Consider the following 24,982-nt stretch of genomic DNA (forward strand, 5'->3'; position numbering starts at 1 on the left):
GGGCCTGTCAGGGAGGCTGCGGGCCCGGTCTCCGCGACGGCTGTGGTGGTGGCCGTGGTGGTGGAGCCCGCCGCCGCGGTGGGGGACACGGCGGCGGGCAGTGTGAGGACCGACGGCGCGGTCGGTGCGGCCACGGCGGCGGGCTGCCAGGCGACGGGGGATGGCGCCTGGACGGTGACCCCCGCCCCGGGCCCGCCGAGATAGGTCATCAGGACGTCGCGCTGGGCGGCGACCAACTCGCGGCTGGTGCGCAGGAATTCGGCGACGAGTGCGTCCGGCGCGCTGTGTGGGGAGTGGGGGGACTGGTTCTGCACGATCAGCTCCGTAACGGGTCGAGCGGGGCGCAGGGCGTGGGGGGGAATGGTTCCGTCGGCGAGCCGGACGAGCTGGCCGTCCACCGTCCAGCCGGGGCTCCGCCCGGCGACCGCGGTCTCCGGGTCGACGGCGTCCCGGCCGCGGAAGAGCCGGCCGGTGCGGACGTCGGCCCCGTTGACGGCGAGTTGGGCGAGGGCGGTGAGGAAGCCGCTCAGCGCGCCGGCCCGTCCGCCGTCGAGCGGAATCGTCCGGTGGGGACGGTCCCCGAGGACGGCGGAGACCAGCCGGCTGAGGACCCGGCCGGGTCCGACCTCGGCGAAGACCCGGGCACCGGCGGCGTACATGGACTCGATCTGCTCGGCGAACCTGACCGGCGAGCCGATCTGGGCGGCGAGCCCCGCCCGTACCCCAGCGGGGTCGCTCGGATACGGCTCGGCCGTGCGGTTGGCCCACACGTCGAACGCGGGCGGATACACCGTCAGCGCGTCGAGCCGTTCGGCGAAGGCGTCACCCGCACCGGCCAGCAGCGGACTGTGGAAGGCGCAGGCCACCTGGAGCGGTTTGACCGGGTGGCCCGCGTCGCGCAGGCGCGCGACCGCCGCATCCACCTGCTCGGTCGGGCCCGAAATGACCGTCTGCGTCGGTGAGTTACGGTTCGCGGCCACGACCTCCCCGCCCAGACCGGCCAGCCGCAGTACCTCCTCCACCTGCTCGGCCGACGCGGTGACGGCCGCCATCGTGCCGGGGTCGCCGCCCGCCGTGCGGGCCAGGATCGCCGAGGCGCGCTCGGCGCTGGCGGTGATGACGTCCTGCGGGGAGAGAGCCCCGGCCACCCCGAGCGCGACGAGTTCGCCGTAGCTGTGGCCCGCCGCCATGGCCGGGCGTACGCCGAGGGAGGCGAGCAGATCGGCGGCGGCGAGCTCGACCATGCCGAGCGCGGGCTGGGCGACGGCCGTGTCGGTGATACGGGCCAGCTGCCCGGCCTTGCCCTCCTCGCCGAAGGCGGCCGGCGGGTGGAGGATCCCGGTCCACCGCGAGCCCAGCTGGAGATAGCGCTGCAACTCGGGGAAGGCGACGAAGAGTTCGGCGAGCATGCCCGGACGCTGGCTGCCCTGCCCGGGGAACAGGAACGCCAGTTTCCCTTCGGCGTCACCGGCACTCCCGTCGGCCGTACGGGACGCCCCGGCGCCCGGCGCGCCGTCGACGCCGTCCGCCGCGTGGATCCCCGCCTCGGGCGCGTGCTCACCCTCGGCCGCGCGCCTCAGCAGTTCGGGCAGTACGTCGAGGCTGTCCGCCACCACGGCGATCCAGATCCGCTCACCGCGCACCGCCGCCCGGTCGCTCCGCCGTGCGGCGCTACGCGCGTAGTCGCGCAGCCTCCACCGGCCGCCCTTGCGCAACAGCTCGTCGAGGGCCCGGACCGACCGCCTGGCCGCCTCGGCGTCCTGGCCCCGGAACGTGAACAGTTCGGCCGGCCACGCGTCCAGGGAATGCGCAGGTGGCGCCTGTGTGTACGCGCGTAGAACAACATGGAAGTTGGTGCCGCCGAATCCGAAGGCGCTGACCCCCGCGACCCGTTCCGCGGGCTCCACCGCCCAGGGCGCCGCCTTCGTGTGGAAGACGAACGGGCTGCTCTCCGCCCGCCAGGCCGAGTTGGGCTGCTTCAGATGCAGGGTCGGCGGCTTCACACCGTGGTGGAGCGCGAGTGTGACCTTGATCAGTCCGGCCAGACCCGCCGCGCACTTGGTGTGCCCGATCTGGGACTTGACGGAGCCGACCGCACAACTGGCCACCTCCGCACCGGCGTCGGTGAACACCTCGGTGAGCGTGGCCAGTTCGGTCCGGTCCCCCACGACGGTTCCCGTGCCGTGCGCCTCGACCAGGCCCACATCGGCCGGCGAGACACCTGCGTTGCGGTAGGCCCGGGTGAGCGCGGCGTGCTGGCCTTCCGGACGCGGTGCGGTCAGACCGAGCGCGCGCCCGTCACTGGCGCTGCCCACTCCGTCGATCACCGCGTACACCCGGTCGCCGTCCCGCTCCGCGTCCGCCAGCCGCTTGAGGACCACACAGGCCACGCCCTCGCCGAGAGCGATGCCGTCGGCGGCGGCGTCGAAGGTCGCCGAGCGGCCCGTGGGGGAGAGCGCGTGGACGGACGAGAAGAGCAGGTAGTCGTTGATGCCGTTGTGCAGGTCGGCGCCGCCGCACAGCACCATGTCGCTGGTGCCGGCGACCAGTTCCTTGCACGCGACGTCCACCGCGGTGAGGGAGGAGGCGCATGCCGCGTCGACGGTGTAGTTGGCGCCGCCGAGGTCGAGACGGTTGGCGACGCGCCCGGCGATGACGTTGGCGAGCATGCCCGGGAACGAGTCCTCGGTGAGCCGGGGCAGTTGCTCGTCGAGCGCCGGCGGGATCGTACCGATGTAGCCGGGCAGTACCGTACGCAGCGTCGTCGCGTTCGACAGGTCGCTGCCCGCCTCGGCGCCGAACACCACCGACGTACGGGCGTGGTCCGTGCCCTTCGCGTCGTACCCCGCGTCGGCGAGCGCGCGCCGCGCGGCCTCCAGCGCCAGGAGCTGTACGGGTTCCACGGCGGCGAGCGAGGCCGGAGGGATGCCGTAACGCAGCGGGTCGAAGGGGATCTCGGGGAGGAAGCCGCCCCAGCGCGACGGGGTGCGTTCGCCGTCGCCGTCAGGGGCGTAGTAGCGCTCCTGGTCCCAGCGCTGGGCGGGGACCTCGGTGACGCAGTCCTTGCCCGCGAGGATGTTGGCCCAGAAGTCCGCCAGATCGGGTGCGCCGGGGAACATCCCGGCCATCCCGACCACGGCGACCCGCAGCGGCTCGGGAGCAGGCCGCTCCTCGGCCGCGCCGATGCCCAGCGGGGCGCGCAGTTCCCCCGCCCTCGCGCGCAGCCGGCCGGCCGCGCCCTCGCTCACCGCGTCGTGCAGCGCGGCGACAGTGGTCACGGCCTCCCTGAGCACCACGACCTCACCGGCCATGAACATGCCCTCGTCGGCCTGCCGGGTCTCGTCCACGGCCAGCAGTTCGTCGCCGACCCGCTCGATGCCCTTGCTGGCGAGCCGCAGCCGGCCGACGTTGAAGCGCTCAAGGCGCTCCCAGATCTCCCGGTCGGGGACGCCCTGCTCGCGCAGCTCGTCCTTGAGGGCGGCGAAGTCCGTGCTGATGGCGCTGCGCGCGCAGCGGGTGGCGTGGCCCGGCGCCGTCTCCAGCAGATCGGTCCGCTCCGCGTCCAGGATCCGGCGCTGGAAGAGCGGCTGGATGGCGCCGCCGCGTACCGCCTCCTCGGTGAACAGGTAGGCCGTGCCCATCAGTACGCCGAACGCGACACCGGCGCGCGTCAGCGGGGCGGCCAGCGCGGCGGCCATCGCGGCCGACCGCTCGTCGTGGATGCCACCGGCGAAGAGCACCGTCAGTTCACCGGCGGTCCGCTCCGCCGCCTCGGCACTTTCGGAGCCGGCCTCGGCGAGAAAGTCGAGCAGCACCTCGGTCTGCGCCTCCCACAGCGGGAAGCTGTTGCGCGGCCCGACGTGGCCGCCGCACTCGGCGCCCTCGAAGATGAACCGGCGCGCGCCCGCCGCCAGGAACTGACGCAGCAGCCCCGGCGACGGCACATGCAGGAAAGTGGTGATGCCCTCCGCCTCCAGCGCCGCCGCCTGGGCCGGCCTGCCGCCCGCGATGATCGCGTGCGTGGGCCTCAACTCCCGTACGACGTCGAGCTGGGCCGCCTTGATGGACTCATCGGCGAAACCGAGCACTCCCACGCCCCACTTGGCGTCGCCGAGTGCGTCGCGGGTGCGTTCGAGCATCGAGCGGGTCCGGTCGGCGTTCGCGAGCGCGAGGGCGAGGAACGGCAGACCGCCCCCGTCAGCCACGGCGGCGGCGAACGCGGGCTCGTCGCTGACGCGCGTCATCGGCCCCTGGGCGATGGGCAGTCGGGTACCGAGCGCACTTGCGCCGGCCGATCCGGCGGCCAGCGCGGCGGCGGGCGCGTCGTCGGCGAACGCGGCGGCCATGGCGGCCCCGATGCCGCGCACGGCCTCGGCGACCGTGGTCCAGCGCGCGGCGAAGGACGCGGCCAGGAAGGCGTCCTGGCCGAGCGGGACGAACTGGGCACGGAGATCGTCCGAGCCGATCCTTGACGCGAACTCGGCCTGGTCCAGGGGGAGTTCGGGGGCACCGGGACCACGGCGGCGCAGCACGCGTATCCCGTGGTGCAGCACCGTCTCCGAGCCGTCGAGCCCGGCCAGTACGCCGGTGAGCTCGGTCGGCAGCCCCGCCTCGTCGAACAGCGCGAGCTGGGTGTCGAGCACGACACCGGCGGCGCCTCCGGCGACGCTCGCGGTGGCGGTGTGGGGTCCGATACCGCCGCAGGCCCAGGTGGGCAGGGAGAGGGCGGGTTCGGCGAGCACTTGCTGGAGAAGGACGAACGTGCTCAGCTCACCGGCGCGTCCGCCGCTCTCCGACCCGCGCACGATCAGTCCGGCGGCACCGGCGTCGGCGGCGCTCAACGCCTCGGCGAGGCTGGTCACTTCGGCGAGTACACGGCGGCCGGCGAACTCGGCGGGCGACCGCGCGGGATCGGCCAGCAGCACCGTGTCCACGAGTTCGGGCAGCTCACCGTCGGTGGCCGAACAGCCTTCGGGTATCCGGACGCCGAACGGCGCGGACGACCAGCGACAGGTGCGGTCGAGCAGATCGACCACTTCACGGGGGTCACCGATGGGCAGTTCCAGCACACCGACCGCGCCGGAAGCGGCGGCGGAGACGGTCAGGCGTGGGGACGGTCGCTGCAGGGGGTTGAGCACGATGACCGAATGCGGCAAGGAGAAATCTTTGGACCGAGCAGGTCCGGGAGTCCGCATGAACTCTCCAGTTGCGGGGGGCAGTTGTGGGGATTCGCAGTTAAGTGCTCGCGCTTCCCCAGAGTCAACCGATCACGGAGAGTGGTCATCCCGATTTGTCGAACGTATGTACGTCTTTGGTGTGAGGCGGATTCGGGCGGAGGGGAGGTTGGGGGGCGTTTTTCATCTGCGTCATCCGTGGATCATGTCGTTGATATCGGCATGACATGCGCTTGGAACGTTCGAGGCTCGTACGCGCCGGAAGCTGTGCCCCAGATCACAATAACTTTCTCGATGGGTGTCCGGTTCCGGCCTTATGGCTACGGAGTGTGAGCAGGTTTCGGTGGGCGGGCCTGTTGACCTTGATGGATGGATTTCGGCACTTCAGCGGCGCGAAATGGCTGCTCATGGCCCTATCGGAAACCTGCTTTCGCAGCGTTCCGGCGCTGAATGTCCACGGAAAGTCGAAAGACTGGCAACGGAGCGCAGCCGGGATCCCCCCTGTCAAACCACTGCAAAGCACGACCTCACGTATCGCCGTTCCCACGCGTCTCCTCAGTGAGAGACGATGTCGCACGAGAGGAAGGCCGGGACCATGTACGACACCGGAACGCACGCGGACACGCCTACGGACACACATGCCGACACGCGCGCCGACGCGCCGACGGAGACCGACATGGACCCGCGTACGGAGACCCGTCACGCGGTCGTCGAGACGTCCCTCGGCGGGCTGACCGTCGTGGCATCGGGCGGCGCGATCACCGGCCTCTACTTCCCGCACCACTGGTACATGCCGCCCGAGGAGAGCCTCGGCCGACGCGTCGACGTCCAGGACGACGCCCTGCTCACCCGGGCCGCGATCCAGCTCGGCGAGTATCTCGACGGCGACCGCACCACGTTCGACCTGCCGACGCGGACGAACGGGGACGCGTTCCAGGAGCGGGTCTGGGCGCTGCTCCGGGAGATCCCGTTCGGCGAGACCACGACCTACGGCGCACTGGCCGAACGGCTCGGCAGCAAGGCACTCGCGCAGTCGGTGGGGCAGGCGGTCGGCCACAACCCGATCTCCATCATCGTGGCCTGCCACCGGGTGGTCGGCAGCGACGGGAAGCTCACGGGCTTCGCCGGCGGCCTCAAGCGCAAGCAGCGGCTCCTGGAGATCGAGGAGCCCGCCGCCGTCAAGGAGGCCAGACTCTTCTGAGCCCGTACACGGGAATCCCCCCCCGACCTCACGTTCCCGAAGGCTCCGGCGTCTACAGAATGATGGACATGAAGAAGCCTTTCGAGCGGGTGGTCGATGAGCACGCGACCACCGTCCTCCGTGTGTGCCGGGCGGTGGTCGGCGTCCACGACGCCGACGACGCCTGGTCGGAGACGTTCCTCGCGGCGATGCGCGCCTACCCGGACCTGCCCGACGACGCCAACGTGGAGGCGTGGCTGGTGACCATCGCCCACCGCAAGGCCATCGACATCACGCGCGCCGGACAGCGCCGCGCCGTCCCTGTCGCGGACCTGCCGGAGCGCCCTTCGGCCGTCGGGCTGCCGGGCGAGGGCGACCGTGATCTCTGGCGGGCCGTCAAGGCGCTGCCCGAGAAGCAGCGGCAGGCGGTGGCGTACCACCACTTCGCCGGACTGCCCTACCGGGACGTCGCCGAGATCGTCGGCGGCACCCCTGAAGCGGCGCGCCGCGCGGCGTCGGACGGCATCAAGGCACTCAGAACCACCCTCGCGGACCCGGATCCTGACCCCGATTTGCGCCGCGATCCGGGCCGCGATCCCGACCCCGACTCCGATCGCGACCCGGATCGCGTCCTGAAAGAAGCAACGCCATGAAGGACACCACCGCCGGCCCGGACATCCCCACTTTCCTCGACCGGGCCGCCGACGACGCCACCGACGCCGAGGCCCTCGTCCGCCTGCGCTCCGGGCTGGCGGACGCGGCGACCCGCGACGGCCTGCTGGACGTCGCGTACACCGTTGTCGACAGCCCCGTCGGCCGCCTCCTGCTCGCCGCGACCGAGAAGGGCCTCGTCCGCGTGGCCTTCACCGTCCAGGACCACGACAAGGTCCTCGACAGCCTCGCCACCACCCTGAGCCCCCGGGTGCTGCGCGCCCCCAAGCGCCTGGACGCTGTCGCGCGCGAACTCGACCAGTACTTCAGCGGCGAGCGCCGGACATTCGACCTGCCTCTGGACCTGTCGCTCTCCCACGGGTTCCGGCAACTGGTGCAGCGTCACCTCCCGGAGATCGCGTACGGCCGGACGCTGAGCTACGGCGAGGTCGCTCGGCTCGTCGGCAACCCGAAGGCGGTCCGCGCGGTCGGTACGGCCTGCGCGACCAACCCGCTCCCCGTCGTCGTCCCCTGCCACCGCGTGCTGCGCGCCGACGGAACGCTCGGCGGTTACGCGGGCGGCCCCGCCGCCAAGTCCGTACTCCTCGACCTGGAGGCGGCTGCCTGATCGCGGCCGAATGGCCTCTTTACGACTGACGCGGCCTTCCCCGTCACCCCACAATGGCAGGCGCATGACACGTCATGACCGGGGAAACGGGGAGGGCACATGAAGCTGTTCCGCACCGAAAGACCGTCGCGGAAACCATCGCGTAGACCGTTCCGCACAGCCGCGTCGGCCGTCGCGGCACTGACCCTGCTGCTCGGCTGGTTCACCGCCACCGTCTCGCCGGCTGCCGCCTCAACGGCCGTCGGCAGCAAGGCGGTTGAGGTACGCGGCGGCGACGTCCTCTACAGCGGCACCGGCACCCGATGCACCGTGGGCTTCAACGCCCGCAGCGGCAGCACCTTCTACGGTCTGGTGACCGGCCGCTGTGCGCAGGGCGCCACCAACTGGTACGCCGACGCCGCCCTGACCGTGTTCGTCGGCACCACCGCCGGATCGAGCTTCCCGGTCAACGACTACGCGCTCATCCGCTACACAAGTACGTCGGTGGTCTTCCCCGGAGAGGTCACGCTCGGCTCCGGCGGCGCGCAGGACATCACCGGCGCCGCGAACCCGACGGTCGGCCAGTCCATCTGTCACGCCGGCCGGGTGAGCGGAGTCCACTGCGGCACGGTCACGGCGGTGAACGTGACGATCCAATACCCCGAGGGCACGGTGAGCGGCCTGTTCCGCTCCAACATCTGCTCCGAGCCCGGCGACGTGGGCGGCCCCGCGTTCTCCGGGACCACCGCGCTGGGCGTCATCGTCGCCACGACCGGAAACTGCTCGTCGGGCGGGGTCACCTACTACCAGCCGATCATGGAGTGGCTGTCGGTGTACGGCCTGTCGGTCTACTGACCTCAACTCCGCCCGTCGGTATCCGGCCATGATCCCGTCGGACGGATACCCCGCGACGGCGCCCGGCTTCCGGTCCGTGGCGTCGTCGTGGAGCCCGCGGATCACGTGGCTAGGGCCTGTCGTTTGGATCTTGCCGGGCTCGCGGTCCCTGGCACGCACGCTCGCCGCGTTGTCGTCGGTCGCCGACGCTCCGCGTCGTCTCCCTATCTCCGCCTTGCGATCGCACGCACCAGACCCCGCTCCCTGATCCGGCCTGATCCAAACGACAGACCCTAGGCTACGAGCCCGTTGGAGGATGACCGTTCTCAGGAGATGATCCATGACCGCGCGCCCGCCCGTACCGCCCTTCGACCGCGCCGCCGCACTGAAGAAGGTGCAGGCCGCCGAGGACGCGTGGAACACCCGGGACCCGGAGCGTGTCGCGGGCGCGTACACGGTCGATTCCGTCTGGCGCAACCGCGACACCTTCGTCACCGGTCGCCCGGCGATCGTCGAGTTCCTGACCGACAAGTGGGCGCGCGAGCTCGACTACGCGCTCCGCAAGAATCTGTGGGCGTTCGACGGGGACCGGATCGCGGTGCGGTTCCAGTACGAGTGCCGTGACAGCGGCGGGCAGTGGTGGCGCAGCTACGGCAACGAGCTGTGGGAGTTCGACGAGAACGGACTGATGCGCCGCCGCGAGGCCAGCATCAACGACCTGCGGATCGAGGAGTCCGAGCGGCGTGTCTTCGGCACGCGCCCGGAGAGCGAACACGGGGTGGAATTCCCGCTCCAGTGAGGCGGATGAGGCGTGCGGCTACGCCGCGCGGGTGGCGATCCCCGGGTACGTGAGCACCAGACCCGCCTCGTCGTAGACCAGCCGGCAGCGGAAGTCGAAGACGGCGGCCGAGTAGTCGTAAACCTGCCGCGACCCCTCGTCGGCGACACGCCGGTAGTCCTGCTCCAGCCGCTCGACGGAGAGGTCGAGCGCGCGCACGTACGCGGCCGGGGCCTCCGCCGAGGCGCCGACCGCCAGCCGGAAACGGTGCACGGGAAGGGTGTTGGTCATCGCCGAGGACTCCAGATCGACATCCAGACACCCGTCGAGCTGGGGCGCCGCCGCCCCGTCCACCTGCCAGTGGCCCTCGCCGTCGGCCTGGAGCACCGTCGAGCGGGTCCCGCCCTCGGACCGCCCGGTGACGACGGCCCGGCGGGTCACCCAGTCGGCGTCCAGGGTGATGTCGTAGTCCACGGTCCAGGTCCGGCCGTCCTCGACGGCGGTGGTGCACCCGACGATGTGCCGCCCGTCGCCCGAGGGCCGGAAGTACACGACCTCGAAGCCTTGGCGCGCGTGCTCGTGCGCCCATGCGGCGGTCGCCGGAGGTGGTACGAAGGTGGTCACCTCCGTACGTTTTCACGCGCCGCCCGTGCAGGGGCGGCGAACGCGCTCATCGCCGGGCGCCAGGTTCCCGGGCGGTGCCAGAATGCCCCCGTGATCGTAAGACTCGCGCGCGAGGAAGATCTGTCGGGCTATCTCCACCTGGCCGGACAGGTGGAGCACTGGTTCGGGCCCATGGTCGGCGACCCCGGTTTCAGCGGCGCCGTCCTTGAGCACATCCGTGATTCGAAAGCTCTCGTCGCCGTCGACCAGGAGCGGGACGGGCAACAGCCCCTGCTCGGCGGTCTGTTGTTCGGGGCCGACGCTCCGGTCTTTCACCTTCACTGGCTCGTCGTCGCCGAGCGTGCGCGTGGTCGAGGGGTCGGTGCTGCGTTGACCGCCGATGCGATGAAGCGGTTCGTCACGGGCCCCGGGACCGTCGAGGTGGTCACCTTCGGAGCCGACCATCCCGGAGCGGTCACGAGCGGCGCCCGGGTCTTCTACGAGCGGCTGGGCTTCAGCCCCGCCGAGGTGACCGACCCCGGCCCGGACGGCGGCTCGCGGCAGGTCTTCCGACTGGCCGTCAACTGAGTGCGCCGAGTCGCGAACAGGCCGACAACGTACGCGAGTTGACCCCGTCCCGGATGACATAATCCCGCGTATGACCTCAGGCACCCCCAAGCCCCAGATCGACACCAGCAAGCCCCATCCCGCCCGGGTGTACGACTACTACCTCGGCGGCAAGGACAACTACCCGGTCGACCGGGAGCTGGCGGAGAAACTGGCCAAGGGGGCGCAGCGCGGGGCGCAGATCAACCGGGAGTTCATGCACCGTGCCGTGGCCTGGGCGGCCAGGAGCGGTATCGACCAGTTCCTCGACATCGGCACCGGCATACCCACCGAGCCCAACCTGCACCAGATCGTGCAGAAGATCGTCCCGGCCGCCAGGATCGTCTACGCGGACAACGACCCGATCGTCCTCCGGCACGCCGAGGCCTTACTCGTGAGCACGCCAGAAGGGGCCACCGGATACCTCCACACCGACGTACGCCAGCCGCGGGAAGTCCTCGAACACGCCGGCGGTGCACTGGACTTCGGCCGGCCCGTCGCGCTGTCACTCGTCGCGGTCCTGCACTTCCTCGGGGACGACGACGATCCCTACGGCGTCACCCGCACCCTCGTCGACGCCCTGCCGTCCGGCAGCCTTCTGATCATCTCGCACGGCACCGCGGACTTTCTGGACCCCGAGCAGGCGATGAAGATCACCGGCACCTACCGGTCGGGCGGTATCACTCTGCGGCCCCGCACCCGGGCCGAGGTCGAGCGGTTCTTCGACGGGCTCGACCTGGTGGAGCCGGGTCTGGTCCGCGCCCCCGAGTGGTACAAGGACACGCCCGCGCCGGCGAACGAGGAAAGCGGCTTCTACGTGGGAGCGGCACGCGTACGGTGAGCCGCCGTGCCAAGTCCACCGGCCCCTCAGCCGTCTGACCCCGCACCGGCCTTCCGCCGTACCCGCAGCTCGCGGAGCTCGTACAACCCGACACACGCCGCCAGCACCGCCACGCAGCCGGTGAAGATCAGCCCCGAGACCCGCAGGCTCACCAGCAGCGTCAGCGCGCCGATCCCGATCACCGGCAGGGAGATGCCGACGTACGCGACGACGAAGAACGTCGAGATCGTGCCGCCACGCGACTCCTGCGGCGCCGCCGCGCCGATGGCCGTGATGGCCGCGCGGAACGCCAGCCCCTGACCGAGCCCGGCGCAGATCACACCGACCACCAGCAGCGCCAGTGACTCCACGAACAGGGACGTGCCCACCAGCAGGACCCCCGCCACCAGCACCAGGCTGCCGCCCGGCAGCGCCCTGGCCGCGCCCACCCGGCTCATCAGGGACTGTCCGACGGTGGAGGCCAGGAAGACCGAGAACACGGTGGCGCCCGACACCGCGAGATTGGGCTCGCCGAGGGTCGTCGCGATGAATGTCGGCGTCACCGCCGTGCACAGCCCCAGCAGAGCGAAGCCGGCGAATGCGGCCAGCGCCGCGGGCGCGAAGATCCCGCGTACCTGCGGCGGCACCTTCAGGCCCTGCGGACGCAGCCTCGGCCGCCGTGTCCGGTGTTCGACCGGCTCGGGCAGGAACCATGTCAGGACCATGCCCACGATCGCGAGCCCCAGTGCCGTGGCGAACGGCAGCCGCAGCGGAAGCGGCGCGTACTCCGCGAGGAGCCCCGCGAGCAGCGGACCGCATCCCAGCCCGCCCATGTTCGCCGCCGTGGCGGCCAGCCCCGCGCGCCCCTCACGGCCCGGCGGGGCCAGCTCCATCACGGTGGCGGTGGCGGCGCCACTGAACAGCCCGGCCGCGAAGCCCGAAAGGAGGCGCCCCGCGAACAGCAGGGGCAGTCCACCCTCGGACAGGAAGCACACGGCGCTGGCGACGGAGAGCCCGAGCGCGATGAAGAGAACAGGCCGGCGGCCGACCTGGTCGGAGACGTTGCCCGCCAGCAGCAGGACGGCGATGACCCCGAAAGCGTAGACGGCGAAGACCACGGTCACCATGAACTCGGAGAAGCCGAGCTCCTCGCGGTAGAGCCCGTACAGCGGGGTGGGCAGCGTCGTACCCAGCATGCCGATCGCGAAGACGACCGCGGCACCGAGATATCCGACCGAGAATCCTCGCGTGTTGCGCTGCGGCATCGGCACTGCGTCCTCACTCAACGAAAGGGGATATCTCTCCCATATCCTCGGCGCGGCGGTGCGGTGTGTCCAAGCGACGGATCAGAGCTTCGCGACCGCACGCGGGGCTCGTCACGCCGCGGCGAACGCCGGCGAGACGTTGTGGTCGCCGGATGGATTCGTCGCCGGCCGGGTGAGGTGACGGCAACAGCGGTGTCCGGATACCCACCCATCGAGTGAATCGTATGTTTTAGATGCGATTTCTTAATATTCGTCTCGTGGCGTGTCCCTTCGGCCCGGTAGGTCCCGGCCAGGCAGCTTTGGGCCATGACACAGACCAAGGCCGTCGCGACCGGCCTGCGAGAGACGGGCCGGCCGGCCCGCCGGGACTGGGCGGCCGATGGTGGGCTCCTGTGGCTGGCGGTCGTCGCGAGCGTCTACACGATCGTTCAACTCGTCTTCCTCGTACCGGGATCCGGGCTCGGCTGGGACGAGACCGTCTACACCAGCCAAGTCAGCCGCGCCCCCTCCGACACCGCGTTCTTCAGCGCCCCACGCGCGCGCGGCATCACCTTCCTCATCGCCCCGGTCACCTCGCTCACCTCATCCGTCGAAGTGCTCCGCGTCTATCTGGCGCTGCTCTCGGGCGCCGGGCTCTTCCTCGCTCTCGGCATCTGGCGGCGACTGCTGCCCGCCTCCGTACTCGCCCTCGCCGGCGCCCTGTTCGCCGGGCTCTGGATCACGCTCTTCTACGGGCCGCAGGTCATGCCGAACCTCTGGGTCGCCCTCGGCTGCCTCTGCGCCGTCGGCTTCTTCGTCAGGGCGGCGATCGACCGTACCGACCGCACGGCCCTCGTCGGTCTCGGTATCGCCGTGGCCTTCGTCGCGCTCATGCGCCCCACCGACGCCTTCTGGCTCAGCGCGCCGCTCGCCCTCGTCGCGCTCGCCGTCCGGCGGTGGCGGCGGTGGGCGCTGCTGACGGCGCTCGTCGCGGGCGGGGCGATCGGCTGCGCGGAGTGGATCATCGAGGCGTACGTCAGTTACGGCGGACTCTTCACGCGGCTCGCGCGGGCCAGCGAGATCCAGGGTCACCTGGGCTGGAACCTTGTCTTCGGCGACCACATGCGCTCGCTCGACGGGCGGTTGCTCTGCCGCCCCTGCGACATCCGGTGGCGGCGGCCGGCCACCGCGATCTGGTGGTTCGCCCTGCCGCTGCTCACCCTCGGCGGGGTGCTGGTGGCCGCACGGCTGCGGCGGCTGCCCCTCGTACTGGTGCCGGTCCTTGTCGGCCTGTCGATGGCCGTGCAGTACCTGCTGCTGATCGGGTACGCCGCGCCGCGCTTCCTGCTCCCCGTGTACGCGCTGTTCGCCTTGCCCACCGCGCTCTTCCTGACCTGGCTCGTCCGGACCGCCCGGCCGCGCGGCCTGGTTGTGGGGCTGCTCGTGACGGCGGCGGTCGCGCATCTGTGGGTGCAGGGTTCCGTCGTGGCGGACCGCGCGGAGCGCAGCCGGGCCGACCGGGTCAAGTTGAGTGCTGTGACAGCTGTGTTGGCCCGGGAGGGCGTCAGACCGCCGTGTGTGATCAGCGGTACCGAGGCGATCAGGGTGGCCTTCCAGGCGGGCTGCGCGTCACGGCAGACCGGTGGCCACGACGGGAGCATCACCCCCGCCCGGCTCGTGGCCGTGGCGCACGAGCGGCCGGTGGCGTTCGTGGTGGCGGGGCAGGCCGGGCCACCGGCGTACGCGCGCGCTTGGCGCGTCGAACGGATCCCGGACCTGCCGGGGTTGCGCAACTGCCGCGTCTACCTGTCACCGGCGGCGCGCCCGTAGCCGGCGAACACGCCGTAGGGCGGGGGGAGTGCGGAGCGGGCGGGCCGGATCCCGGTGCGGCGCGGCTCAGTTCCTCTCGCGTGCCCGCCGGAAGCGGTCGCGGCCCTCGGCCAGTTCCACGAGCGGGCCCGGGTAGTCGTACCGGGCCCGCTCGCGCGCCGGCAGTCTCCACGGCTCGTGGACCGCCGCGCCCGCCAGCCCTCTCAACTCCGGTACCCAGCGGCGTACGTAGCTCCCGTCCGGGTCGTACCGCCTGCCCTGGACCACCGGGCTGAGCACCCGGTTGGGCCGCGAGTCCGTGCCGGTCCCCGCCACCCACTGCCAGTTGAGCTGGTTGTTGGCGATGTCGCCGTCCACCAGCAGCTCCAGGAAGTGGCGCGCGCCGACACGCCAGTCCACGTACAGCGTCTTCGTGAGGAAGCTCGCGGTCAGCAGCCGCCCCCGGTTGTGCATCCACCCCTCGTGGTGCAGCTGGCGCATGGCGGCGTCCACCACGGGATAGCCCGTGAGACCCGCCTTCCACGCTTCGATCTCCGCGCCGGCGGATTCCTCCGACCGCCAACGGTCGTGCTTGGTGCGGTAGTCGGCCCACGACGCGTCGGGCCGGGCTGCCAGCACCTGGTGGTGGAAGTCCCGCCAGCACAGCTGCCGTACGAACGCCTCGGCTCCCGCTCCGCCGAACCGGCGCGCCCGCACGACGAGTTCGGTGGGGGAGAGGGTGCCGAAGTGCAGGTGGGGCGAGAGCCGCGAGGTCAGATCACCGGCCAGATCGTCGTGGCCGTCCTCGTACGCCGCGAGCCCGGACCGCTTCCAGGCGGCGAACCGCTTCCGGCCCGCCGTTTCACCGCCCTCGGCGAGACCTGCCGAGACTCCCGCGATGCCGGCGCGCGCCGGGACGCCGTCGGAGCCGATCTCGGCGGGCACCCGTACGGTCCGGGGAGCCGCCAGTACGTCGCGCGGGCGCTCGCCCGACCAGCGGCGGAAGTAGGGGGTGAAGACCGCGAAGTGGTCCGAGCCGCCCGGTGTGACGGCGCCCGGCGGGAGCGCGGTGAGCGTGGCGTCGTGGACGTGGAGCCGGCGGCCGTCGGACTCCAGCGCGCGCCGCAGCCGTTCCTCGCGCCGCTGGGCGTAACCGCTGACGCCGCCGGCCGTCCTCACCTCGTCCGCGCCCGCCTCGGCGGCGACCTCGCGGGTCCGGGCCACCACGTCGCCGGTGCGTACGACGAGCCGGCCGCCGCGCGCCCGGAGTCCCGCGTCGAGATCGGTCAGACAGTCGGCGAGGAACGCCCGCCGGTTGGGCGTGGCGAACCCGGCCGCCGCGATGGCCTCGTCGACGACGAACAGCGGCACCACCTCGCCGGCGCCGGCGAGGGCGGCATGGAGGGTGGGGTTGTCGTGCAGACGCAGGTCGCTGGTGAACAGGACGACCGAGACGGTCATGGAGCTCCTCGTGCTCAGGTGTGGTCACTCGTGCCGTCTCTACAGGCCCGTGCCGTGACCGGGCCGGGGCGACGGCGCGCCGACACCCGGCCGGGGGACGCGCGGCGGCGCGGTGTCACCCGAAGAGGCGCACGATTGACGCGGCTGACCGACGTGCGGCGGACGACCGTGGTGGACTGAGGCGCGCCACCGGAGTTCGCCGGGGACAGCGCGTGCGAACTCCCCGTCCGAACCGGATGAACGGTGAACACGGCCGTCCGACACGAGGAGAGGAATCGCGATGCGCGGCAACGGTCCCGTCCCATGTAACGCCGCCGGACCCGCACTCGTCCGGGCCCGCGCCTCCGTGCTCACCGCCGTCCCGGCCGTGCGGGCCGCGTGTCTCCACACCGATGTGTACGGGCTCCGCGCGGCGGACCGCGCCGGTAAGGCCGTCCGGCTTCGTGACGACCTGCCTGACGTCATCAGGGATCCGAGGAGCACCGTCAGCCCCGGCGGCGACACCCGGCAGGGCAGGCCCACCGAACTAGGGCGTGTCTTTCGGATCAGGCCGGATCAGGGAGCGCACGCCGCGGCAGCGGCTGATGTCCCGTTGGTGCGTGCGGGTCGCAAGGCGGAGGAGGGAAGCATGGCGGCGCCATGGCGACCGACGACAACGGAGGGGGCACCTCCCGTGCCCCTCCAGGGGCTACGGGGGAGAGCGTGCGTGCCGGGGCTCGCGAGCCCGGCAAGATCCGAAAGACACGCCCCAAGGCGTGTCCGAGCCCGCGCCGGCATCGGCCGGGGGAGCGGGCGATGAGGACCGTCGACGGGCCGACCGGCCATGTCGTCGTGGTCGGTGCCGGGCTCGCCGGGCTCTCCGCCGCGCTGCATCTCCTCGGTGCCGGACGCGCCGTCACCGTCGTGGAACGCGGCACCCGTCCGGGCGGCCGGGCCGGGCACCTCGAACGCGGCGGCTACCTGATCGACACCGGCCCCACCGTCCTCACCATGCCCGGCCTCGTCGATGAGGCCTTCGCCGCCGTCGGCGACAAGCTCGCCGACCGGCTCGACCTCATCCCCCTGCACCCCGCCTACCGGGCCCGGTTCGCCGACGGCGGCGCGCTCGACGTCCACACCGGCGCCGACGCGATGGCCGCCGAGGTCGAGCGCTTCGCGGGCGCCCGTGAGGCGGACGGCTACCGTCGGCTGCGCCGCTGGCTGGAGAAGCTGTACGCGGTACAGATGCGGCGTTTCATCGACGCCAACTTCGACTCGCCGCTGCGACTGCTCCACCCCGACCTCGTACGTCTCGCGGCACTCGGCGGCTTCGGCCGCCTGGACGCCCGCGTCGGGTCGTTCCTCTCGGACGAACGCCTGCGCCGGATCTTCTCCTTCCAGGCCCTGTACGCGGGAGTCCCGCCCGCCAAGGCCCTGGCCGCGTACGCCGTCATCGCCTACATGGACACCGTCGCCGGGGTCTACTTCCCACGAGGCGGCATGCACGCCCTGCCCCGAGCCATGGCGGAGGCGGCGGCGGACGCGGGCGCCGACTTCCGTTACGGCCACGATGTCACGCGCCTCGAACGGTCGGGCGGGGGAGCGGGCGGCAGATCCGGAAGGGGATCAGGAGCCGGATCCCACGCGGGATCGGGCGAGCGGATCACGGCCGTCATCACCGGCCGGGGCGACGACCAGGTACGCATCCCCTGCGACGCGGTCGTCCTCACACCCGACCTGCCGGTCACCTACCGCCTGCTCGGCAGACGGCCCTACCGTACGGTCCCGCTGAGGTTCTCGCCGTCCGCCGTAGTCCTGCACGCGGGCACCGACCGCACCTGGCCGGCGCTCGGCCACCACACCATCTCGTTCGGACAGGCCTGGAAGGGCACATTCAGGGAACTGACCCACACCGGGAGCCTCATGAGCGACCCCTCACTGCTCATCACCCGCCCCACAGCCACCGACCCGTCCCTCGCCCCGCCGGGCCGGCACCTCCACTACATCCTGGCTCCCTGCCCCAACACCCGTATCGGGCCCGGCGTCCGGGAGTGGGCGGACCTCGGCCCCCGCTACCGCGACAGCCTCCTCACCGAGCTCGAACGGCGCGGACTGGACGGACTCGGCGCCGCCATCGAGGAGGAGTGCCTGGTCACGCCCGCCGACTGGGCCGCCGAAGGACACGTGGCGGGCACGCCCTTCTCCGCGGCCCACACGTTCGCCCAGACCGGCCCCTTCCGCCCGCGCAACCTGGTGCGCGGCACCACGAACGCCGTGCTCGCCGGCTGCGGCACCACACCCGGAGTCGGCGTCCCCACCGTCCTGATCTCCGGCAAGCTCGCCGCCGCCCGCGTCACGGGCACCGGCCTCGGCCCCGCCGGCCGGGGGACCGTCCGCGTACCGAAAGGACGGCGCGCATGACCGAACGCGAACTCGACGCCGCCGGCATCGCCGACCCCGCACTGCGCGCCGCCTACGCGCGGTGCCGCCGCCTCAACGCCCGGCACGGCAAGACCTACTTCCTCGCCACCCGCCTCCTGCCCGTCGAGCGCCGGCCCGCCGTGCACGCCCTCTACGGCTTCGCCCGCTGGGCCGACGACATCGTCGACGACCTCGGACACCCCGCCATGACCACCGCCGAACGGACCGGCCAACTGGACGTGCTCCAGGCGCGGTTGGAGGACGGGCTGCGCTCGGGCCACAGCCGCGAACCGGTGGTCGTGGCGCTCGCCCACACCGCGGCGAGCTATGGAATCGACCACCGGCTCTTCACCGCCTTCATGGCCGCCATGCGCAGCGACCTGACGGTCACGGACTACGCCACCTACGACGACCTGTGCGGCTACATGTACGGCTCGGCCGCCGTGATCGGCCTTCAGATGCTGCCCGTGCTCGGCACCGTCGTCCCCCGTGAGGAAGCCGCCCCGCACGCCGCCGCGCTGGGTGTCGCCTTCCAACTGACCAACTTCGTCAGGGACGTCGGCGAAGACCTGGACCGCGGCCGGATTTATCTGCCCGCTGACCTGCTTGCCGCCGACGGGGTCGACCGTGAGCTCCTGGAGTGGAGCCGTACCACCGGCGCCCGTGACCCGCGGATCACCGCCGCGACCAAGGCCGCCGTCGCCCTGACCCGCGGGGTGTACCGGCGGGCGGCGGCCGGGCTCGCCATGCTCGACCCGCTGTCCCGGCCCTGCATCCGCGCGGCGTTCGTCCTGTACGGAGGGATCCTCGACGCCGTCGCCGACGACGGGTACGCCGTGCTGCACCGCCGTGCCGTCGTGCCACGCCGACGGCGGGTCACTGTGGCTGTCGACGGGCTCGTACGGGTGGCGGCGGCCCGGACGAGGGCCGTGGCGCGGGTGCCCCGTACGCCGACGGCGCCCACGGGCGTACGGCCGGCGCGGGCGCGTCCGGGGGCAGTACACGAGGAGGTGGCGTGAGCGCTCGGCCCGCGGGTGGCGGGAGGCGTGGGCGGTACCCGCTGAAGCTGCGCCGGGGTGCCGTCAACTGGGCCCGGCAGGAGCCCAGTTGGCGTGAGGCCCGGCCGGGCGTCATCGCCGCCGCGTTGCGACGCGCGCTCGCCCGGCCGTCCGGCAACTGGTACGTCGTCGGGGCCGCCCGCGACCTACGCCCCGGCCGCCCCGTCGGGCGGACCGTCGCCGGCGTCGAACTGGTCCTGTGGCGCGACGAGTCGGGGAAGCTGGTGGCCGGCCCGGGGGCCTGTCCCCACCTCGGCGCGCCCCTCAAGGACGGCCGGGTGCACTGCGGCGCGCTCATCTGCCGCTGGCACGGACTCGCCCTGGACGGTGGGCCGTTCGCGGGCTGGGAGCCCTTCCCCGCCTACGACGACGGGGTGTTGGCCTGGGTACGGCTCGACCTCGCGGGCGGCGAGAGCCCGTTGGACCGGCCGGTCGTCCCGCCCCGGCCCGAGGCGGCCGGATCCGTGGACGCCGTCTACACCGGTTTCGGTGTGTGCGAGCCCCAGGACGTGGTGGCCAACCGGCTCGACCCCTGGCACGGCGCCTGGCTGCACCCGTACTCCTTCGTGGATCTCACGGTCCTGCCGACCCCGGAGGACGGCGACGGGTTCGCGGTGGACGTCTCCTTCAAGGTCGCTGGGCGCGCCGTGGTGCCCGTACGCGCCGTCTTCACGGCGCCGGAGCCGCGCACGGTCGTCATGCGGATCACGGAGGGCGAGGGCCGGGGCTCGGTTGTGGAGACCCATGCCACCCCGCTGGGCCACGACGACCGGGGCCGCCCGCGAACCGCCGTGGTCGAGGCGGTCGTCGCGTCCTCCGACCGTCCGGGCTTCGCCGCCGCCCGCGCCGCCGCCCCCGCACTGCGCCCACTGATGCGCGCGGTGTCGGGCCGCCTGTGGCGCGACGACCTGGCGTACGCGGAACGCCGCTGGCACCTGCGCAGCACGGGTCGCTTCCCGGGCTAGGCCGTGTCTTCGAAGTCCCGCCTGGCGCGCGACGCCCGGACGCCAGCTCTCCCCCGTAGCCCTGCGGGCACGGGAGGCGCCCCCTGCCGTGTCGGAGTCATCCAAGTACGTCCGGTCCCTCTACAGGGCTGATCCTCCGCCTTGCGTTCGCACGCACCGGCGAGTCATCAGCCGCTCTGCGGCGGGCGCGCGCCCCGCTCTGCGGCCGGACGGCACTATTTGTCAGACATGGCCCAGGCCGTGTCTTCAACGTCCCGCCTGGCCCGTGGCGTCCGGCACGGTACCTCGCCGCGTTGGAGCACTCTCGAAGGCACCCGAGTACGTCCAGTACGAGCACGATCCTCCGCCTTGCGACGCACCGCACCAGACGCCGCGGGCCCCCGCCTTGCAGGCGGACGGCGCTACTTCGAAGACACGGCTAGGTATCCGTACTCATGCCCCCGCACCGCATCGACCGGCAGTGTGTTCGACATGAATGACCTGCCCGTCGCGCGCCCGGCCTTCGACGGCTCGGTGAAGCCCCGCACGGAGCGCGGTCCCGACATCGGTGCCTCCTGCGCGCTGGTCTTCCTTGAGCTGCTCGCCGTGGCCGTGATCGTCGTTCTGTGGCCCTTCTTCGACCATTTCGACCTCGATCCGGCCACCAGTGTCGATTCAATATCCATCTGGCGCTATCTGCCCGCCCTCGGCGGAGTCGGCCTCGTGGCGTTCGCCGCCGCCGTCATCGCGTCCCGCGCGCGAGCGATCGTGACCGCCGTGAGCCAGGGCGCGATGGCCTTGCTCATCGCTCTCGCCTTCTTCGCCGGAGTTGGTCTCCAGGCCCACGAGGACGCGCGGAATCGCCCCGTTCCCGCGCCGACCGGGCCCGTGGGCTGCCGCAGCGGTGGCGACAACAGTGAGTGCGCGCGGTACGGCGGATAGCCGGGGACCCGTCAGCGCCGGGCCAGCCGTACCAGCGCGCGCAGTCCGGCCGACCGGCCCCTGTCCGGTACCGTCCACAGCGTCTGGCCGCGTACGCCCCACCGCTCCAGCAGCGCGTTGGCGGCCAGGAAGCCTGTGGTCGCCGCCCGTTCCATGAGCGCCACCGGCAGGTCCGTACGGACGACGTCGCCCGCCACCACGACGTCCGGGTCCGGCGTACGGACGGTGGGCCGGTCGCCGTAACCGCCCACCGGGAACAGCGGGCAGTCCGAGCGCCACTCGTGCCGCGCGTCGACGGTCCGCGCGTCCCGCGTCTCGGGAAAGACCCGGTGCAACTGCTCTACCAGCAGCCTCTGTTGGCGATCCCGGTCGGTGCCGGGAGCGACGGCGTACGCGTGCAGCTCGATCACCGAGCCGCCGGTCCGGCTCGCCCACCGGGCGGCCTCGCCCTCCCAACGGTCGAGCACACTCACGTTGTCGAGCCCGCCGAACCCGCTCGTGCCGAGGAAACCCGGCCGGTCGGCGGCCATCGGGCGGTCCAGCCACAGCCGCGACACCAGGAACGGCGGGGCTTCGCGCAGCCGCCCGATCCGCGCCCGCCACCCCGCGTCGCACAACCGGGGCGAATCCGCGACCACTTGACGCAGTCCACCGCTGTCCAGCGCGAGCACCACTGCGTCGTACCGCCGTCGTCGACCGCCCGCCGTCACCGTCAGTCCACCGCCGGCCGCCGGTGACACCTCCTCCACCGCCTCGCCGGTACGCAACTCGACGCCGTGCCCCGCGAGATACGAGCCCAGCGGCTCCCACAGGGCGGTGGGGAAGGGCGCGTCCGGTACGTCGAACAGCAGACCCTCGCTCGACCCCAGGAAGTAGATGTGGAACATCAACACCAGTTCGGCTGCGGACAGTTCGGCGGGATCGGAGAAGAAGCTGCGGGAGAACACCTCGAACGCCAGATGCCGCGCCGCCTCCGGAAAGCGGATGCGGGACAGGAAGTCCTGGGCGCTGACCTGGTCCAACTCCTCGTACACCTCCGGCACCCGCACATCGAGAAGCGGCAGCGCGGCCATCGGATCCATCCGGCCGAGGTCCCGCCATCCGAACGTGGGGCTGAGCGCGACGAACCCCAGGGCGCTCCACGGCGGCGTACGCGGAATCCGCGCGAAACTGTCGTACGCGCCACCGCTGTGCCGCAGCGGATAGTCCGGCAGCCCGGTCAGCGTGCGGAGGCCGGGATCGGCCCTCCGGAGCAGGCCCCGGAGGTTGTAGTACTGCCGGAAGAAGGCATGGAAGCCCCGGCTCATGGTGGCCGCCGAACCGTCCGCCAGTGTGATGGGCCACCCGGCCAGACGCCCCCCGAGGCCCCGCTCGCGCTCATACAGCGTCACGCCCGCTCCGCGCTCCGCGAGCGCGGTCGCGGCGGCGAGCCCCGCGATACCGCCCCCGACGACCGCGACGGCAGGCGCCTCGCCGCCGAACCGGTCCCGCCCCGGCGCCGGCCGTACCACCCGGGCGCGCCGGTCCCGGCCCCGGCGCGGGCCGGCCCGCTCGCTCCGGCCCACCCCCTGCCGGGCGGTCACCGCGAGCCCCGTCGGCCCAGGAACGTGTGCGCGATGCCCGTCTGCCAGCCCGGCATCGGCAGCACCCGGACGTCGGCGAACCCTGCCCGCCGCAGCCGGTCGCCGAAAGCCGACGCGGTGTCGAAGTCGACGACGCTGCGCCACAGATGACGGTAGAGGTCCGCGTCACCGGCGAGCCGCCCGGCGGGAAGGACGATGCCCCTGCATACGGCCGTCCAGACCGCGCGGTCCACGGCCCGTCCACCGAGCGCGTACTCGTGCACACCGATCCGGCCGCCCGGCGCGAGCAGGGACCGTACGAGAGCGAGTGTCCGGTCCGGGTCGGTGATGTTCCGGAAGAGATACGCGGCGAAGACCGCGTCGAACGGACCGGTGACGCCCGCCTCCGCCAGCCCCTCCACGGGTGCGTGGACGAACGAGACGCCGGTGGGCCACGGCTTGGTGGCCGCTCGCTCCAGCATCCCGGCCGACGCGTCCACCGCGACGATCCCGGCGCGAGGGGCGGCCGTCAGCAGCGCGGCCGTCGACGCGCCGGTCCCGCAGCCCAGGTCGAGCAGCCGGAGCCCGGCGCCGCCACGGGGCAGCCGCAGGCGCCGCGCGGAGCGCCTGAGGTGCGCGTGGTAGCCGAGGTTGACGGCGACCAGCCGGTCGTAGGCGAGTGCGGCGTGGTCGAAGGCGGCGGAGAGTTCCGCGTCGTGAAGGAGCGTCATCGGACGGCCGTTTCCTTTTCGTCCCACGTGTTTCACCGGTCTCGTTCCGTGCGTCTCATGGAGCCCCGGCCCACCGTCGCGGCAGCCACGGCAGTTCGGCCACGGTGCGCAGCATCGGCCCGACCGGGGTGCGCAGGCCGATCGTGAAGTCCTCGTACGGCCGGGTGTCACCGTCCAGGAAACGGAGCAGCCGCTCCGTCGGTACGCGCCGGAACAGCCCCTCGAAGAACGCGGCGCCGTCGACCCGCCCGCTGTCCAGCCCCCGCAGCAGAACGGCGTCCATCGCTCCGGCCCGCGCCGGGTAGGCGGGTGGCGGCTCGGGCACCCGTCCGGCGTGGAACGCGGCGGCGACGGCCCGCGCCTGACGTTGTACCGCTGCGAAGGTGTAGCCGGTCGACGGACGGGTGGCACCGCCGGCGGTCCCGATACGGAACACCGAACGGCCCGCCCGGCGCGGAAAGCGGCCGTCGGTCATCGGGATGACACCCTGCTCGGTCGCGGTCACCTCGAAGGAGCCGAGTCCCAGGACCCGCTCGGTGTACTGCCCGAGCGCCCGCGCGTAGCCCGCGTCGTCCAGCACCGCGCGGGAGAACTCGGTGTATTCGACCAGCGCCTCGTACGCGTTCGTCGGCAGGACGTATCCGAACGACAGTCCGTGCGCGGGCTGCGGGGTCCGGAAGTCCATCAGATCGGCGGTCGCGGGATCGAACACCGGCCGGTCGGTCCGGACGAACCAGCCACGGAAGTGCTGGAGCAGGGCGGTCCGCGCGGGTGGCAGCGCCCGGGGCGGACGTGAGTCGAACACCCAGCGGCCCCGCAGCGTCAGCTCGCTCCCGTCGGCGGCGACGCCGGTCACCTCGGCGCCGGTGCCGTGGCGGCCGGATGCCAGGTCCCTGATGTCGTCGACGCGGACCGCCACCCGGCGCGGCGCCCCGGGCCCGTCCAGCCGCCGGGCCAGGAGGGCTTCGAAGGAGCTGGAACGCAGCATCTTGTAGCGGAACGGAACGGGTCGTCCGACAGTCGCGGAACCGTCGCGTCCCCGTACGCGCAGAGAGTCCCACTCGGCGGTCAGCGCGCTGTCGAAGTCGCCGGGGGAGGTCTCCCAGAAGCACCAGGTCCGCTCGGGCGGTCTCAAGGGACCGGCAGGGGCGTCGACCAGAGTCACATCGGGAACCGGGTGGCCGGGGGGAGGGGTGCAGAGCCGGTACGCGAGGGAGAGACCGGCCGCACCCGCACCGACGACGATCACGTCCGTCTCCCGCACGACACCTGCTCCTCGCCTCGGCCCGCCGGTCTGCCGGTCCGTCGGTTCACCAGCCCGTCAGGCCGTCAGCATTCCGCATCGGCACCGGACTTGGCCGCAGCGGCGCGTACCGGCCCGGCTCCCCGCCTCAACGCGATGCCCCGGGGCCGGTGTACCGGCCCCGGGGCATCGGATGTCGCGTGCGCCGGCCGGTGTTCTCGGGGGAATCCGGCACCCGCGACCGCTCATGAGCGGCCCTTCGACGGACGGACCCTAGGGTCTGTCGTTTGGATCTTGCCGGGCTCGCGGTCCCTGGCACGCACGCTCTCCCCCGT

19 protein-coding genes are annotated in these 24,982 nt (G+C 72.4%); 12 read left to right on the plus strand and 7 right to left on the minus strand.

The window, feature by feature from the left end; translation table 11 throughout:
• Positions 1-5,195 (minus strand): beta-ketoacyl synthase N-terminal-like domain-containing protein (locus tag ACFWV8_RS35355; protein WP_384214026.1); only part of this gene is annotated, 5,195 nt, incomplete at its 3' end.
• Positions 5,196-5,769: 574 nt separating this feature from the next.
• On the opposite strand from ACFWV8_RS35355, the gene ACFWV8_RS35360 reads away from it, so the two are divergent.
• The 5 genes from ACFWV8_RS35360 to ACFWV8_RS35380 all read left to right on the plus strand — a co-directional run bounded on the left by ACFWV8_RS35360 (position 5,770) and on the right by ACFWV8_RS35380 (position 9,245).
• Entirely contained in the window at positions 5,770-6,375 is a 606-nt protein-coding gene (locus tag ACFWV8_RS35360; RefSeq protein ID WP_384214028.1) for a methylated-DNA--[protein]-cysteine S-methyltransferase, read from the plus strand.
• A gap of 68 nt (positions 6,376-6,443) precedes the next feature.
• Positions 6,444-7,007, plus strand: a complete 564-nt coding sequence (locus ACFWV8_RS35365; protein ID WP_384214029.1) for an RNA polymerase sigma factor — start codon at positions 6,444-6,446, stop codon at positions 7,005-7,007.
• Entirely contained in the window at positions 7,004-7,633 is a 630-nt protein-coding gene (locus ACFWV8_RS35370) for a methylated-DNA--[protein]-cysteine S-methyltransferase (RefSeq protein ID WP_384214032.1), read from the plus strand. The genes ACFWV8_RS35365 and ACFWV8_RS35370 overlap by 4 nt, the downstream gene beginning before the upstream one ends.
• A gap of 99 nt (positions 7,634-7,732) precedes the next feature.
• Positions 7,733-8,467 carry a S1 family peptidase gene (locus tag ACFWV8_RS35375; protein WP_384214035.1) on the plus strand — a complete coding sequence of 245 codons (735 nt, stop codon included), beginning with the start codon at positions 7,733-7,735 and terminating at the stop codon, positions 8,465-8,467.
• A 319-nt stretch (positions 8,468-8,786) separates the two neighbouring features.
• Entirely contained in the window at positions 8,787-9,245 is a 459-nt protein-coding gene (locus tag ACFWV8_RS35380) for a nuclear transport factor 2 family protein (protein ID WP_384214039.1), read from the plus strand.
• 18 nt (positions 9,246-9,263) lie between these two features.
• Here the strand turns inward: ACFWV8_RS35380 and ACFWV8_RS35385 are convergent, their stop codons facing one another.
• Positions 9,264-9,848 carry a putative glycolipid-binding domain-containing protein gene (locus ACFWV8_RS35385; protein WP_384214041.1) on the minus strand — a complete coding sequence of 195 codons (585 nt, stop codon included), beginning with the start codon at positions 9,846-9,848 and terminating at the stop codon, positions 9,264-9,266.
• A gap of 90 nt (positions 9,849-9,938) precedes the next feature.
• Here ACFWV8_RS35385 and ACFWV8_RS35390 point away from each other — a divergent pair, with 90 nt between their 5' ends.
• On the plus strand, positions 9,939-10,415 hold the full coding sequence (locus tag ACFWV8_RS35390) for a GNAT family N-acetyltransferase (protein ID WP_384214043.1): 477 nt from the start codon (positions 9,939-9,941) through the stop codon (positions 10,413-10,415).
• 70 nt (positions 10,416-10,485) lie between these two features.
• Positions 10,486-11,274, plus strand: coding sequence for an SAM-dependent methyltransferase (locus ACFWV8_RS35395; RefSeq protein WP_384214046.1), 789 nt, complete (start codon positions 10,486-10,488; stop codon positions 11,272-11,274).
• 26 nt (positions 11,275-11,300) lie between these two features.
• On the opposite strand, the gene ACFWV8_RS35400 is transcribed toward ACFWV8_RS35395, so the two are convergent.
• A complete protein-coding gene (locus ACFWV8_RS35400) occupies positions 11,301-12,518 on the minus strand; it encodes an MFS transporter (protein ID WP_384214066.1) in 1,218 nt (405 codons plus the stop codon).
• 306 nt (positions 12,519-12,824) lie between these two features.
• Between ACFWV8_RS35400 and ACFWV8_RS35405 the strand changes: the two genes are divergently transcribed.
• The gene (locus ACFWV8_RS35405) at positions 12,825-14,327 is read left to right on the plus strand and encodes a hypothetical protein (protein WP_384214048.1); all 1,503 of its coding nucleotides are present in this window, start codon (positions 12,825-12,827) and stop codon (positions 14,325-14,327) included.
• Positions 14,328-14,393: 66 nt separating this feature from the next.
• Here the strand turns inward: ACFWV8_RS35405 and ACFWV8_RS35410 are convergent, their stop codons facing one another.
• A complete protein-coding gene (locus ACFWV8_RS35410; RefSeq protein ID WP_384214051.1) occupies positions 14,394-15,767 on the minus strand; it encodes a cryptochrome/photolyase family protein in 1,374 nt (457 codons plus the stop codon).
• A gap of 795 nt (positions 15,768-16,562) precedes the next feature.
• Between ACFWV8_RS35410 and crtI the strand changes: the two genes are divergently transcribed.
• The 4 genes from crtI (at position 16,563) to ACFWV8_RS35430 (ending at position 21,111) form a co-directional block, all read left to right on the plus strand.
• Positions 16,563-18,167, plus strand: a complete 1,605-nt coding sequence (crtI, locus tag ACFWV8_RS35415; protein ID WP_384214053.1) for a phytoene desaturase family protein — start codon at positions 16,563-16,565, stop codon at positions 18,165-18,167.
• Positions 18,164-19,186, plus strand: a complete 1,023-nt coding sequence (locus tag ACFWV8_RS35420) for a phytoene/squalene synthase family protein (RefSeq protein ID WP_384214055.1) — start codon at positions 18,164-18,166, stop codon at positions 19,184-19,186. The genes crtI and ACFWV8_RS35420 overlap by 4 nt, the downstream gene beginning before the upstream one ends.
• Positions 19,183-20,190, plus strand: coding sequence for a DUF5914 domain-containing protein (locus tag ACFWV8_RS35425; protein WP_384214057.1), 1,008 nt, complete (start codon positions 19,183-19,185; stop codon positions 20,188-20,190). The genes ACFWV8_RS35420 and ACFWV8_RS35425 overlap by 4 nt, the downstream gene beginning before the upstream one ends.
• Before the next feature lie 471 nt (positions 20,191-20,661).
• Entirely contained in the window at positions 20,662-21,111 is a 450-nt protein-coding gene (locus ACFWV8_RS35430; RefSeq protein WP_384214059.1) for a DUF6234 family protein, read from the plus strand.
• An 11-nt stretch (positions 21,112-21,122) separates the two neighbouring features.
• Here ACFWV8_RS35430 and ACFWV8_RS35435 read toward each other — a convergent pair whose 3' ends face one another.
• The 3 genes from ACFWV8_RS35435 to ACFWV8_RS35445 are packed head-to-tail and all read right to left on the minus strand — an operon-like array spanning position 21,123 to position 24,668.
• Positions 21,123-22,694: an FAD-dependent oxidoreductase gene (locus tag ACFWV8_RS35435; RefSeq protein WP_384214061.1), complete on the minus strand. Its 1,572-nt coding sequence runs from the start codon at positions 22,692-22,694 to the stop codon at positions 21,123-21,125.
• On the minus strand, positions 22,691-23,404 hold the full coding sequence (locus tag ACFWV8_RS35440) for a class I SAM-dependent methyltransferase (protein ID WP_384214062.1): 714 nt from the start codon (positions 23,402-23,404) through the stop codon (positions 22,691-22,693). Before ACFWV8_RS35440 ends, ACFWV8_RS35435 begins: the two co-directional genes overlap by 4 nt.
• A 55-nt stretch (positions 23,405-23,459) precedes the next feature.
• Positions 23,460-24,668, minus strand: a complete 1,209-nt coding sequence (locus ACFWV8_RS35445; RefSeq protein ID WP_384214064.1) for a lycopene cyclase family protein — start codon at positions 24,666-24,668, stop codon at positions 23,460-23,462.
• Between the last annotated feature and the right edge of the window lie 314 nt (positions 24,669-24,982).

It is taken from the genome of Streptomyces sp. NPDC058665, assembly GCF_042714995.1.
Taxonomy (GTDB): Bacteria; Actinomycetota; Actinomycetes; order Streptomycetales; family Streptomycetaceae; genus Streptomyces.